At 63.5% G+C, this 13770-nt stretch carries 10 protein-coding genes; 9 read left to right on the forward strand and 1 reads right to left on the reverse strand.

The genetic code is table 11. The annotated features are described in order from the left end of the window. Positions 1–7 precede the first annotated feature (7 nt). The 9 genes from JQ641_RS34450 (at position 8) to JQ641_RS34490 (ending at position 12897) form a co-directional block, all read left to right on the forward strand. On the forward strand, positions 8–1744 hold the full coding sequence (locus JQ641_RS34450) for a hypothetical protein (protein WP_212001034.1): 1737 nt from the start codon (positions 8–10) through the stop codon (positions 1742–1744). 232 nt (positions 1745–1976) lie between these two features. Continuing rightward, positions 1977–2672 (forward strand): thermonuclease family protein, encoded by a 696-nt coding sequence (locus JQ641_RS34455; RefSeq protein WP_502755024.1) that lies wholly within the window; start codon positions 1977–1979, stop codon positions 2670–2672. Between the two features lie 167 nt (positions 2673–2839). Further along, entirely contained in the window at positions 2840–3676 is an 837-nt protein-coding gene (locus JQ641_RS34460; protein ID WP_502755025.1) for an LssY C-terminal domain-containing protein, read from the forward strand. Positions 3677–3878: 202 nt separating this feature from the next. After that, entirely contained in the window at positions 3879–5063 is a 1185-nt protein-coding gene (locus tag JQ641_RS34465; RefSeq protein WP_212001038.1) for a pyridoxal-phosphate-dependent aminotransferase family protein, read from the forward strand. Between the two features lie 274 nt (positions 5064–5337). Further along, positions 5338–6399 carry an ABC transporter ATP-binding protein gene (locus JQ641_RS34470; protein ID WP_212001040.1) on the forward strand — a complete coding sequence of 354 codons (1062 nt, stop codon included), beginning with the start codon at positions 5338–5340 and terminating at the stop codon, positions 6397–6399. 41 nt (positions 6400–6440) lie between these two features. After that, complete coding sequence (locus tag JQ641_RS34475; protein ID WP_212001042.1) at positions 6441–7517, forward strand: ABC transporter substrate-binding protein; 1077 nt, start codon at positions 6441–6443, stop codon at positions 7515–7517. Between the two features lie 137 nt (positions 7518–7654). Further along, positions 7655–8722: a substrate-binding domain-containing protein gene (locus JQ641_RS34480; RefSeq protein ID WP_249151094.1), complete on the forward strand. Its 1068-nt coding sequence runs from the start codon at positions 7655–7657 to the stop codon at positions 8720–8722. Positions 8723–8862: 140 nt separating this feature from the next. Continuing rightward, on the forward strand, positions 8863–10578 hold the full coding sequence (locus JQ641_RS34485; RefSeq protein WP_212001044.1) for an ABC transporter permease: 1716 nt from the start codon (positions 8863–8865) through the stop codon (positions 10576–10578). Positions 10579–10779: 201 nt separating this feature from the next. Next, positions 10780–12897, forward strand: coding sequence for a S9 family peptidase (locus JQ641_RS34490; protein ID WP_249151096.1), 2118 nt, complete (start codon positions 10780–10782; stop codon positions 12895–12897). 170 nt (positions 12898–13067) lie between these two features. On the opposite strand, the gene JQ641_RS34495 is transcribed toward JQ641_RS34490, so the two are convergent. Next, the gene (locus JQ641_RS34495; protein WP_212001047.1) at positions 13068–13670 is read right to left on the reverse strand and encodes a TetR/AcrR family transcriptional regulator; all 603 of its coding nucleotides are present in this window, start codon (positions 13668–13670) and stop codon (positions 13068–13070) included. Positions 13671–13770 lie beyond the last annotated feature (100 nt).

Raw genomic sequence — 13770 nt, forward strand, 5'->3', positions numbered from 1 at the left:
AGACTGCATGGGCTTTCAATATTTCGCCGGCGCCGCCTACCGCGCGCTGACCGCCCGCAAGGACGGGCCGTCGTTGTATGACGTCTGCGACCCCCTGCTGCTGAACTATGCCGGCGGCGATCCCCATCTCGGAAAATTCTATCGGACCGCGCTCGGCAACCCGGCGCTGCGCCCGCTGCTGCGCCGGACCGGTTTGCCGCAACTGCGCGACGAAGGCCGGCTGCAGTCGCTGCGTGAGGCACTGACCCGCGCCCGCGACGACGACGCGCCCGACTGGGAAGCGGTAGGTACACCCATTGCCGAACTGATGGAGAGCATCGAGATCCGTCATCCCAAGCCGGCACCGGCCGTGGCGCCGGCAAAAGCGCCTGACCTCGCCGAGATCGAGCGCGTGATCCGGACCTGCGGGTCGCATCTGCTGCGCTCGTTTGCCAAGAACGGCTTCATTCCGACCTATGCCGCGTTCAACCTGCTCGGCGATGCCGATATGGGCGGGCGCGAAATGCTGATGGCGCTGACCGGGCTCAATTCGCGCGGCTACAAGAACTCGACCTTGCTGTTCAGCCTGGCGCGGATCTTCATCGCGCATTCGCCGGCCCGCGCGCTGATCAACCCGCCCTGGACCGGCATCGCCGAGCCGATGTGGGAGCCGATGCAGATCCGGCACCGCTCGGCCTATTACGACGCCTTCTTCACCGAGGCGCTGCTCAGCTTCGTCGAAACCGGCCTGGCCTCCGGGGACCAGACGGCGGCGTCGCGCCGCGCCATCTCGGAGATGGTCGATTTTTGCCTCGCCACCAGCGCCGAGGAAGTGCCCTCGCATGACGGCTCCACCGTGCGCGTCATCACCGCACTGGCGCCGCTGCCGCATCCGCGCTTTTCAAAGTTCTTTTCCCAGATCAAGCAGGATCTCGGCTTCGGCATCTACGTGCCGGACTGCGACACCACCGCCTGCTCGTTTTCGGCGGCGACGCAGGCCGGCTCGACCGATCCGATCCTCGACCAGCCGCTACTGGATTTCTACGCCGGCTATCAGGTCCGCAGCGGCGCCAACGAGCCGCGCGTGACGGTGCCGCTGAACGACAATGTCGAGTACGAGGGCGGCGTCGTTACCTGGATCGACAACCTCGCCGGCGACCGGCCCTACGGCAACGACCTCGATCCCACGCTCAACCTCGACATCCTCGAGGTCAGCTTCCGCAACCTCAGCCGCTGGAAGATCATCGAGACGCCGTCACGGCTCGAGACGGTTCACCGCATCATCGGCTTCCAAAAGCGGCTGGTGGAAAGCGGCGCGTTCAGCAATCCGCGCTCGCATATCTATTATCTGCCGGAGCTGTACTGCGCCTATTTCGGCCGCTGCTATGCGGCCTTCATCGCGCTGCCGCCGGCGGCGCGGCTGGCGATCGATCCCGAAAACACCTTCGACTTCATCCGCAGCCGCGTGCTGGCCTATGTCGAGGGCGAGCTGATCACCCACGAGATGAACGCCTTCGACGCGGCGCTGGCCCTGATGGCGCTGGCGCATCTCGGCGCCGACGCTTCGAGTTTTGCGCCTGCGCTGCATTGCATCGTCGCCGCTACCGGCGAAGGTGGTCGCCATGGTCCCTTCAAGGCCTATGAGTGGAACAAGATGAAGACCCCGACGCGCATCCTGGTCGGCGGCCCCGAGGTGACCTCGGCCTTCGTGCTGATGGGGCTGGCGCTGGCACGGGGAGTGATGATGCGGGGTAGAGGCGCTTAACCGCTCATACCCCACGAAAGAGGGATATCCTGCACGACGCAAGATCGTAAGCTCATGAAGCGCCAAGAGCGCCGATTTCTGACGGGAAGTTGAAAGCCATGCGGCCCCAGAACACTGGCAAGCCAGCCTCAATGTCCGCACAATCCGCGCAATTGTTGTACGCCATTGCGCGACGGGATTGCCGATGAAATCAACACTGTTGAAATCAAGGATTTGGCTTTGCGCCGTTCTGATGTTGTTGCCGTCCACGATGGCGCACGCCGCCGACATCAGCGGCGTCCCGAAAATACGCGAAGGCGATAAGCTGCAGATCGGCAATACCCGCATTCGGCTCGGCGGCATCGACGCGCCGGCGGTGGACCAGCTCTGCCTCAACAACAAGGGCGAACGCTGGACCTGCGGCGTCGCCGCGCGTGACGAAATGATCAAGCATTTCGGCAACAAGAGCTGGACCTGCCGGGCCCGCAGCATCGATCGCCGCGGCCGCACCGTGGCGCGATGCGAGGTTGGCGGCGAGGACGTCCAGAAATGGCTGGTCGCCAACGGCTGGGCGCTGGCGTTCACGCGTATTTCCCGCGACTATGAGGCGGATGAAAAGGCCGCGCGCGAGGCCAAGGCCGGCATGTGGCAGGGCGCCTTCATCGCGCCGTGGGACTGGCGCGCCCGCAACAAGAAGACCGCCATTCTCGGCGCCGCCAAGCCGCCCGAGAACGCCATCACCATCCTATTGGCATCGGCCTCCGGCTCGGTCGCGCCGTCGCCCGACTGCACCATCAAGGGCAATGTCAACCGCTCCGGGGAGTGCATCTTCCACCAGCCCACCAGCCGCTGGTATGCGAAGATCGAGATGAAGATCAGCAAGGGCACGCGCTGGTTCTGCTCGGTCGAAGAGGCAGAAGCCGCGGGCTGCCGCGAGACCAAACGTTAGGCTTTCTTTTTACCTCGCCCCGCTTGCGGGGAGAGGTCGCCGCGAAGCGTCGGGTGAGGGGGTACAGGTATTTCCATGATCACTGAACTCGCGGATAGAGCCCCTCACCCCAACCCTCTCCCCGCGAAGTGCGGGGAGAGGGAGAAGTGCAACTGAGTGCACGACGCGTGCCCGGCACCCAACCCAGTAATCTCCCACCCCGACAGCATCGCGGCGGGCTGCGCCGCGCGGTTACGCTCACCCTGTTCATCCTTTGCGGCTATGGCCTGCTCGCCTATCTGATCCTGCCCGGGCTGTGGACGCATTATGAGCACCAGAAAGGCCTCGCCGATCTGCCGATGGTGACGCGCACGGGACAAGGCATTCCCGGCGACCCGATGAATGTCGGCCTGATCGGAGACCAGCGTGACGTGATCTGCGCAATGCATCAGGCCGGCTGGTATCCGGCCGATCCGATCACGCTGAAATCATCGATCGAGATCATAGGCTCCGTGCTGCTCGACCGCCCCTACAAGGATGCGCCGGTCAGCAATCTCTATTATCAGGAACGCCGCGAGGATCTGGCGTACGAAAAGCCGATCGGCGCCAGCGCCGACCGCCGTAACCACGTGCGTTACTGGAAGGTGCTGGACCAGGGCGAGGAAAAACGCCCGGTGTGGCTCGGCGCGGCGACGCAAGACCGCGGCGTCGGCGTCAGCCGATACACCGGCGCGGTGACGCATCACATCAGCGCCGATCTCGACACCGAGCGCGCGCGGCTCAGTACCGACCTAGCAAATGCCGGCATGGTGACCGCGAAATACCAGGTCACCGGCATCGGGCCGACGATTGCGGGCTATAATGGCGGCGGCGACCTCTATTACACCGACGGCGAGATCTGGGTGCTGCGGCTGGTCGAGGCGTGCCGGAAGCGCGACGGCCCCGCGGTGACGATCCCGAGCCCGCCTGCGACCGAGCTGAAGGATCAGATCTGGCATGCGATCGCGGGGGCAATGGGAAAATAAGCTGCCATTTGCCGCCATTGTCCGCGACAAACTCGGAGCAATTGCGCGAGGGAGCAACGCCAGGAAGCGATCAAGTCTTTTTGCGGCCCTGGATTGCTTCGCTGCGCTCGCAATGACGGTTTCAATCGATTATTGTCATGCTCCAGTCCTACCAAACCTCGGGCGCCTTGATTCCGCGTTCCACCGATAAGGAATAAGAAAAATGACCGTTCGCGCGGGCCGGGAATTTCTGGCCATCCCCGGACCCACCACCATGCCCGACGAAGTGCTTCAGGCGATGCACCGTCCGGCGCTCGATATCTATTCAAAAGAGATGCTCGACCTGACGCACGGCCTGCTCGGCGATCTCTCCAAGCTGTTCGCGACCAAGGGCCACTCCTACATCTACATCGCCAATGGCCATGGCGCGTGGGAAGCGACGCTCTCCAACGTGCTGTCGCGGGGCGACAAGGTGCTGGTGCTGGAAAGCGGCCGCTTCGCGATCGGCTGGGGCAATGCCGCGGCCGCGATGGGCGCTGAAGTCGAGGTGCTGAAGGGCGACTGGCGCCGCGCGATCCGCCCGGCCGAGGTCGAGGCGCGCCTCAAGCTGGACAAGGAGCACAAGATCAAGGCCATCGTCGCCGTGCAGATCGATACCGCTTCGGGTGCCTATAATGACGTCGAAGCGATCGGCAAGGCGATCAAGGCGTCGGGACATCCCGCGCTCTTCATGGTCGACACGGTTGCCTCGCTCGGCTGCGTGCCGTTCGAGATGGACGCCTGGGGCATCGATGTCGCGATGTCCGGTTCGCAGAAGGGCCTGATGACGCCCCCGGGCCTCGGCTTCGTCGCCGCCAACGACCGCGCGCGCGAGGTGCACAAGAAGGCAAACCTGCGCACGCCCTATTGGGACTGGACCGAGCGCGACGGCAGCGAGCATTACCGCAAATATGCCGGCACCGCGCCGGTGCATCTCTTGTTCGCGCTGCGCAAGGCGATCGATCTGCTGCACGCCGAAGGTCTGGAAAATGCCTTCCTGCGCCACCGGCTGCTCGCCGAAGCGGTTCGCCGCGCCGTTGCGGTCTGGGCCGAGGGCCAGGTCATCGGCTTCAACATCGCGGAAGCAAACGAGCGCTCCAACACCGTGACGACGGTGACGATGAACGGCCATGACCCCGCCGCGCTGCAGCGCTATTGCAAGGAAAAATGCGGCGTGGTGCTTGGGACCGGCATTGGCGACCTCTCCGGCCAGGCATTCCGGATCGCGCATATGGGCCACGTCAACGCGCCGATGGTCCTCGGCACGCTCGGCGTCATCGAAGTCGGCCTCAACGCCCTCAACATCCCCCACGGCAAGGGCGGAACCGAAGCCGCGATCGAATGGCTCGGCGAAAGCGTGAGCGCGTAAGGGACGTCCAATATCCAACGCGTCGTCATGCCCGGCCTTGTGCCGGGCATCCACGTCTTAGCTTCATCCAAAGCACGAAAGACGTGGATGGCCGGGACATAGGCTAGCGGAAGCGACGCCGTCCTTCAGACGGCTAAGCCCGGCCATGCGCTTGATTCAATCCAACTAACTTCTGAAGCGGAAGGCTTTCCCGCGCGTCGCATTTAGTGCTTATACTGCATGCCAGTGAAAGCCGGGCGCAGACTCCGGCGCAAGAAACGTTGGAGGATTCCGATTGGCGTCCGTCGAATTGCGCGGCCTGACCAAGCGATTTGGGTCGCTGGCGGTGGTCGATAACGTCTCGCTGCGGATCGATCACGGGCAACTGGTTTGTCTGCTCGGACCATCGGGTTGCGGCAAAACCACCACGCTGCGGCTGATCGCAGGCTTTTTAGAACCCTCCGACGGCGAGATCCATGTCGGCGACCGGCTGGTGTCGTCGACGGCGCGGACGCTGCCGCCCGAACAGCGCAAGATGTCGATGATCTTCCAGAGCTACGCGCTGTGGCCGCATATGACGGTGACCGAGAACATCGTCTACGGCTTGCGCCTGCGCAAACTGGACCGCGATATCATCGCGAAGAAACTCGCCGCGATCCTGGCGACGACGAAACTCGAGGCGCTGGCGCAGCGTTACCCCGGTGAACTCTCGGGCGGCCAGCAGCAGCGCGTGGCGCTGGCACGCGCGCTGATCGTGGAGCCGGAAACGCTGCTGCTCGACGAGCCCTTGTCGAATCTCGACGCGAACTTACGCGAAGAGATGCGGTTCGAGATCCGCCGGCTGCACGACGAATATCGCTACACCACGATCTACGTCACCCATGACCAATCGGAGGCGATGACCACGGCCGACATGATCGCGGTGATGAACGGCGGCAAGATCGACCAGCTCGGCACGCCCGAGGATATCTACGCGCGTCCCGAATCCGAATTCGTCGCGCGCTTCATCGGCGCCAGCAACGTGATCAAAGGCACCGCACGCGATGGCAATCATGTCTCGTTCGCGGGCGCGACCTTGCAGGTGGTCGGTGCGCCGCTCACATCAGGCCAGAGCGCGCCGGTCGCGATCCGTCAGCACGATATCCAGCTTTCGACGCAGACGCCGGCGGCGGCGCTGAATGCGATCAAGGCCACGGTCACGCGGCAGGTCTATCTCGGCGTGGCGCGCGACTACATGGTGGAGGTGGCCGACGGCACCTCGCTGCGCGTCACCACGCCGACCGCGAACAATGTCGCCAAGGGAACCGAAGTCTGGCTCACGCTGCCGCCCGACCGCTGCCGGGCGCTCAGCCGATAACGAGCCAACAGCCGGACAAAGAACAAGAAGCGGAGGATGCAATGAAGCGAAAACTCTCAAGGCGCGAGGTGCTGCAGGGCTCGCTGCAAGCCTCGACGGCGCTGGCATTCGGAACCGTGTTCGCCTCCGCCGCCCGCGCACAGGCGCCGCCGCCGGAAGCCATCACGCCGCAACTGATCGAGGCCGCGAAAAAAGAAGGCAGGGTGGTCTGGTACACCTCGATCGATCTGTCGGTATCCGAGAAGATCGCGGCCGCGTTCAAGGCGAAGTTCGCCGGCATCGAGGTGCGCGTCGAACGCACCGGCGCCGAACGGGTGTTCCAGCGCATCGGCCAGGAATATGCCAGCAACGTGCACGCCGTCGATATCGCGAACTCGTCCGATGCCGCGCATCTCCTGGCATGGAAGCGGCAGGGCATCCTGTTACCTTACGTGCCGGAGGACGTCGCCAGGCATTACAAGCCCGAGCACCGCGATCCCGACGGCACGTTTGCCGGCTTTCGCGCCACGCTGAGCCCGATTGCCTACAACACCAAACTGGTGAAGGCCGAAGACGCGCCGGCGAGCTTCAAGGACCTGCTCGATCCGAAATGGAAGGGCAAGATCGTCAAGGCGCATCCCGGCTATAGCGGCACGATCCTGACCGCGACCTTCGAGATGGTTCGCGACATCGGCTGGGAGTACTACGAGCAGCTCGCCAAGCAGAACATCATGCAGGTGCAATCGGCGACCGACCCGCCGAAGAAGCTGTCGCTCGGCGAGCGCAGCGTGATGGCCGACGGCACCGAGTACAATATCTTTCTGCTCAAGGAGGCCGGCCAGCCGGTCGAGGTGGTGTACCCCACCGAAGGCACACCGTTCATCGTCGGACCCAACGGCATCTTCAAGGCGGCGCCGAATCCCAATTCGGCAAAGCTGTTCCAGAACTATTGCTTCACGCCGGACGCACAGCGGATCATCATCGATGCCGGCGGCCTGCGGTCGCTGCACGCCCAGGTGAAGGAACATACCGGCCGCAAGCCGCTCGCGGATATCAAGCTGATGAAGGAAGACGCCGCGGGCGCCGAGGCCCAGAGCGACGAGATCAAGGCGCGCTATCAGAAGATTTTCCGTGTGTAGAGCGGCGTCATTGCGAGCGCAGCGAAGCAATCCATCTCGCGGCATAAGGGATAGATGGATTGCTTCCGCCTTCGCTCTGCGAGCTTCGGCGGACAAGTCGTCGCTATGCTCCTCGCAATGACGGAGAGGGAGCCGAAATGATGCACAGGAACATCAACCGCCGCAGCATCCTAAAGGGTTCGGCGGCACTCGCGCTCGGCACCGTATTCGCGTCGCCGGTTCGCGCCCAGGCGCCGGAACCGATCGCGATCAATGCTGGCCTGATCGAAGCGGCCAAAAAGGAAGGCAAGGTCGTCCTGTATTCCTCGATGGACTTGCCGGTCGGCGAAAAGCTCGGCAAGGCGTTCGAGGCGGCATATCCCGGCATCAGCGTGCAGATCGAGCGCTCCGGCTCGGAGCGGCTGTTCTCGCGGGTCGACCAGGAATTCGCCAGCAACATCCGCGCCGCCGACATCATCAACACGTCGGACGCCTCGCACATCATCACCTGGAAAAGGAACGGTTGGCTGATGCCGTTCGTGCCCGAGGAAGTCGCCAAGCATTTTCCGGAAAACTATCGCGATCCCGACGGAATGTCCGCGACCTCGCGCATCTACTTGTCGTCGATCGCCTACAACACCAACCTCGTAAAGCCTGAGGACGCGCCGAGGAGCTATGCGGACCTGCTCGATCCGAAATGGGCGGGCAAGATGGTCAAGGCTCATCCGTCCTATAGCGGCACCATTATGACCGCGACCTTCCAGCTGGTGCGTGAGCTGGGCTGGGGCTATCTCGAAAAACTTTCGAAGCAGCGCGTGATGCAGGTGCAATCCTCGACCGATCCACCGAAGAAGCTCGCGCTCGGCGAACGTGCGGTCATGGCCGACGGCAATGAATACGGCGTCGTGCTTCTGAAGGAGGCCGGCCAGCCGGTCGAGCCGCTTTATCCAACCGAGGGCACGCCGACGATCTCGGGGCCGACCGCAATCTTCAAGACCGCACCCCATCCGAACGCGGCAAAACTGTTCCAGGCCTGGCTGCACACGCGCGAGACCCAGCAATTCTTCGTCGACTACACCGCGCAATATTCGGTTCATCCGCAGGTGCAATCGAAGCCGGGACGCCGCAAGCTTTCCGACATCAAGCTGATGAAGGAGGATGCTGTCGGCGTCGAGGCGATGACGGAAGAGATCAAGACGAAATATGCGAAGTTGTTCAGGGTGTGAGTTTGCGTAACCGTTCTCACCCCGTCATTCCGGGATGCGCCTCTTGGCGCAGGCCCGGAATCCATTGCGCCGCCTACTCGCTGATGAATGGATTCCGGGCTCGCGCTACGCGCGCCCCGGAATGACGGAGAAAGTTTGAAATGACCCTCGCCGCCGACATCGCCCCCACCAAAGCCAAACTCGACTGGACCAAACCTATCCTGTGGCTGTTCGCGGCCGTCATGATCGTGCTGATCGTGATGCCGATGTCGTGGCTGGCGGTGTATGCCTTCACCGACAAGGCGCGCAACCCGACGCTGCAGAATTTCGTCAAGCTGTTCACCGATCCGGACTTCCTCGATCCCTTAGCGACCACCGCGATCATCGCGACCACGTCGGCGACGATCTGCTGCATCATCGCCGCCCCGATCGGCTGGCTGGTGTCGCGCACCGACATGCCGGGACGGCAGACCATCCGCGCGCTGGTCACCGCCTCGTTCGTGACGCCGCCGTTTCTCGGCGCGGTAGCCTGGGAATTGCTGGCCGCGCCCAACAGCGGGCTATTGAACCAGCTCTATCGGTTCCTGACCGGCGCCGAATCGGACGTGCATCTGTTCAACATCTACTCGCTGACCGGCATCATCTTCGTGATCTCCTGCTACACGTTTCCGTTCGTGTTCGTGCTGGTCGCCAACGCGCTCGACAACATGCCGGGCGAACTTGAGGACGCCTCCGCCATTCTCGGCGGCAAGGCGTGGACCACGGCGCGGCGCGTCACGATCCCCCTGGCGCTGCCGGCATTGGTCGCCGGCGCCTTGATTGCCTTCCTGCAGGCGATGACGCTGTTCGGATCGCCGGCGATCCTGGCGCTGCCGGCCGGTTTCCACACCATGACCACCAAGATCTGGAGCCTGTTCCAGTATCCGCCCAAGCCCGAACTCGCCGCGGCGGCCGCGGTGCCGCTGTTGCTCCTGACGATCCTGCTGCTGCAGGGCCAGAAATTCCTGCTCGGCCGCCGCGGCTACTCTGTGGTGGGCGGCAAATATGGCGCGCCGCGCCCGATCGAAATGAAGGCTTGGCGCTGGGTGGCGCTGGCGTTCTGCCTGATCGTGCTGCTCAACCCCGTGTTCCTGCCCTATCTGGCGCTGCTCAACGCCGCCTTTTCGCCGAACGCGACCACGCTGGTGACACCGGCGACCGCGACGCTGCACAACATCGTGTTCGTGTTCACCGAATTGTCGTCGACCCAGCTCGCGCTCAAGAACACCGTGATCCTCGGCGCCTCGACCGCGACCATCGGAACGTTACTGGCGCTGGTCATCGCCTATGTCACGACGAGGCGCGTGATCTCGGGGCATCGTTTTCTCGGCTTTCTCGCCACCGCGCCGATCGCGGTGCCCGGCATCGTGCTCGGCGTCGGCCTGTTCCTGAGCTACACGCGGCCGCCCTTCGTGCTGTACGGCACGCTGTGGATCCTGCTGCTGGCGTTCCTCACCATCAACCTGCCGTCGGCCTATCAGCAATTGCAGGCGGCATTCGCAACCATCCACCCCGAACTCGAAGACGCCAGCCGCATCCTCGGCGCGACGCGGCTGCAGTCGCTGCGCCAGATCACCGCGCCCCTGCTGCGCACCGGCGTGATCGCGACATGGTGCTTCATCTTCATCGGCGTGATGCGCGAATTGTCGGCGGCGATCGTGTTGTTTACCTCGCAGACCAAGGTGCTGTCGGTGCTGATCTACGACCTCAACGAAAGCGGCGACCTTGCCGCGATCGCCGTGCTCGGCATCGCGATGCTGATCATCACCTTCGCGGTGGTGCTCGCCGTCAACCGCATCCCGGGCGGCAACGCCGCTGCAAGGCTCAGGAATAGCTAACCGACAACGCCTGACCAAGGCAATCCCGTCTGGCAATTGGCGCTTTCGACCCGATATAATGCCCAACAGCCTCTTGCCGTCATTGCCGGGCTTGACCCGGCAATCCATCAGCTTGAAGAAGGCTTTCTTTTGATGGATGCGCGGGTCAAGCCCGCGCATGACAATAGAGCAAGTGGCAATGCCGACTGAAACGAGGATCGCTTGACCCAACCGACGACCAAAGGCCGTTCACTGCAGGCGCCGGTGGCGCCGCGCCGCCCGCATTCCTTCACCACCCACGGCATCTCGGTGACGGACGATTATGCGTGGCTCAAGGACGCCAAATGGCAGGAAGTGCTGCGCGATCCCTCGATCCTCGATGCCGACATCAGGCAGTATCTGGAAAGCGAAAACGACTACACCGAGAGCCTGCTCGGACACACCTCGCCGCTGCAGAAAATGCTGGTCGCGGAGATGCGCGGGCGCATCAAGGAAGACGATTCCAGCGTGCCATCGCCGGATGGCCCGTTTGCCTATTTGCGCAAGTTTCGCGAGGGCGGCCAGCACGAGATGTTCGGCCGCACCTCGCGCGATGGCGGCGACGTTGAGATCGTGCTCGACGGCGACGCACTGGCGGCATCCCACAGCTATTTCAAGTTCGGCGGCGCGCGGCATTCGCCCGACCACAAGCTGCAGGCCTGGAGCGCGGACACCAAGGGTTCGGAATATTTTTCAATTCGCGTGCGCGACTGGGCCAGCGGCAAGGACTCTGACGACCTCGTCGAGGAGACCGATGGCGGCGTGGTCTGGAGCACGGACGGACAAAGCTTCTTCTACGTCAAGCTCGACGACAATCATCGGCCGATGCAGGTGTGGCGGCATCGCCTCGACACCCGGCAGGCGGACGACACGCTGATCTATGAGGAACAGGATTCCGGATGGTTCACCCATCTGCATGAAAGCTCCAGCGGACGGTTTTGCGTCATCGCCGGCGGCGACCATGAAACGTCCGAGCAGCGCCTGATCGACCTGGCCAATCCCGAGACGCCGCCGCGGCTGGTCGCGGCGCGCGAGGAAGGCGTGCAATATTCGATCGCCGACCGCGGCGACGAGCTGTTCATCCTCACCAACGCCGATGACGCGATCGACTTCAAGGTGATGAGCGCGCCGCTGGCGGCGCCGGAGCGCGCCAACTGGCGCGACTTGATCCCGCATCGCGAGGGCATCTATGTGCTCGATGTCGAGCTTTACGCCGGCCACATGGTGCGGCTGGAGCGTGCCAACGCGCTGCCCGCGATCATCATCCGCGATCTCAAATCAGGCGAAGAACACGCCATCGCCTTCGATGAAGCGGCCTATTCGCTCGACACCATGGGCGGCTATGAATTCGAAACCACGAACTTGCGGTTTTCCTATTCGTCGATGACGACGCCGTCGGAAGTCTATGATTACGACATGGCGACGCGAACGCGAATTCTACGCAAGCGGCAGGAGATTCCGTCCGGCCACAACCCGGCCGACTACGTCACCACCCGCATCATGGCGACGACGCATGACGGCGCCAAAGTGCCGGTCTCGATCCTGCATCGCAAGGATCTCGTGCGCGACGGCAACGCGCCGCTGCTGCTGTACGGCTACGGCTCCTACGGCATGGCGATGCCGGCCTCGTTCGCGGCCAACCGGCTGTCGCTGGTCGATCGCGGTTTTGTCTATGCGATCGCTCATATCCGGGGCGGCGCCGACAAGGGCTGGGGCTGGTATCTCGACGGCAAGCGCGAAAAGAAAACCAATACGTTCGACGATTTTGCCGCGGCGGGCCGTGCGTTGATTGAGGCCAAATACACCAGCGCAAAGCGCATCGTCGGCCATGGCGGCAGCGCTGGCGGCATGCTGATGGGCGCGGTCGCCAACCGCGCCTGCGAATTGTTCGCCGGCATCGTCGCGGAAGTGCCGTTCGTCGACGTGCTGAATACGATGCTCGACGACACGCTGCCGTTGACGCCGCCGGAATGGCCGGAATGGGGCAACCCGATCGAGAGCGAAAAGGATTTCCGCACCATCCTGTCCTATTCGCCCTACGACAACATCGAAGCCAAGGACTATCCGCTGATCCTCGCGATGGGCGGGCTGACCGATCCGCGCGTCACCTATTGGGAGCCGGCAAAGTGGATCGCGCGATTGCGCGCGACCATGAAGGGCGGCGGCCCGGTGCTGCTCCGGACCAACATGGGCGCCGGCCATGGCGGCGCGTCGGGGCGCTTCAACCGCCTCGACGAAATCGCAATCGTGTATGCGTTTGCGCTGTGGGCGGTGGGATTGGCCGAGAGCGCGGAGGCGTGAGGAGGCCGTGTCCCGGACGCGGTGCAGCGTGCCATTAGCGCGTTTACGCGCGTCTTCGACACGCTATGGCTCCGCAGAGCCGGGACCCAAATTTGCGTCACCGTCATATGGACCCCGGCTCTGCAGCGCACCGTTTCACGCTGCGATGCGTCCGGGGAACGGATTCACCGTCATGTAGAACTGGGTGGCGGCGGCCATGTGCGCAGTGCCATCTCGGCGATCTTGCGCACTTGCTCGCGCGTGGTGCCGCCGGCCGCCTGCACCGCCATGCCTTGCAGGATCGCGGAGAGATAGGCCGCGAGATCGGCAGCGTCGGATCCCGGCGGCAGTTCGCCTTCGGCGATCGCGCGCTCGAAGCGCTCGCGCAAATCCTGTTCGCCCTTGGCGCGGCGCGCCACCAATTCCTGCTTGATGGATTCGGCCGCATCGCCGCAGGTCAGCGCGCCCTGCACCGCCAGACATCCCGGCGGGTGGTCGGGGCCGGTGACCGCGTCGGCGCTTTCATAGAGCATGTGCTCCACCACGGCGCGGATGTTCGGCTTGGCCAACGCGACCTGAAAGTAACCGCCGGGGCCGTCGACATACTTGTCGAGCGCCTTGCGAAACAGTTCTTCCTTGTTGCCGAACGCGGCATAGAGGCTCGGCTTGGTGATCCCCATCGTTTCCGTGAGATCCGCGATCGACGCGCCTTCATAGCCTTTGCTCCAGAACACCTCGAGCGCCAGGTCGAGCGCCTTGTCGACATCGAATTCGCGGGGCCGTCCCATGGCCATGATGGGGTCCTCCTCCAATTTCCTACCGATCGTTAGATAAGTGACTTGACAGAGGATGTCGATGGCCCATCTATACCGAGCGTTATGAATGTGTGCGCTG

Origin of the sequence: Bradyrhizobium sp. JYMT SZCCT0180, assembly GCF_018130165.1 — a bacterium.
Classification (GTDB): Bacteria; Pseudomonadota; Alphaproteobacteria; order Rhizobiales; family Xanthobacteraceae; genus Bradyrhizobium.

Bases quoted from the DNA above. Each gene is read 5' to 3' on its own strand.
- JQ641_RS34480 (WP_249151094.1), top strand. From the start codon at position 7,655: ATGATGCACAGGAACATCAACCGCCGCAGCATCCTAAAGGGTTCGGCG.
- JQ641_RS34455 (WP_502755024.1), top strand. From the start codon at position 1,977: ATGTTGTTGCCGTCCACGATGGCGCACGCCGCCGACATCAGCGGCGTC.
- JQ641_RS34450 (WP_212001034.1), top strand. From the start codon at position 8: ATGGGCTTTCAATATTTCGCCGGCGCCGCCTACCGCGCGCTGACCGCC.
- JQ641_RS34485 (WP_212001044.1), top strand. From the start codon at position 8,863: ATGACCCTCGCCGCCGACATCGCCCCCACCAAAGCCAAACTCGACTGG.
- JQ641_RS34465 (WP_212001038.1), top strand. From the start codon at position 3,879: ATGACCGTTCGCGCGGGCCGGGAATTTCTGGCCATCCCCGGACCCACC.
- JQ641_RS34475 (WP_212001042.1), top strand. From the start codon at position 6,441: ATGAAGCGAAAACTCTCAAGGCGCGAGGTGCTGCAGGGCTCGCTGCAA.
- JQ641_RS34495 (WP_212001047.1), bottom strand. From the start codon at position 13,670: ATGGCCATGGGACGGCCCCGCGAATTCGATGTCGACAAGGCGCTCGAC.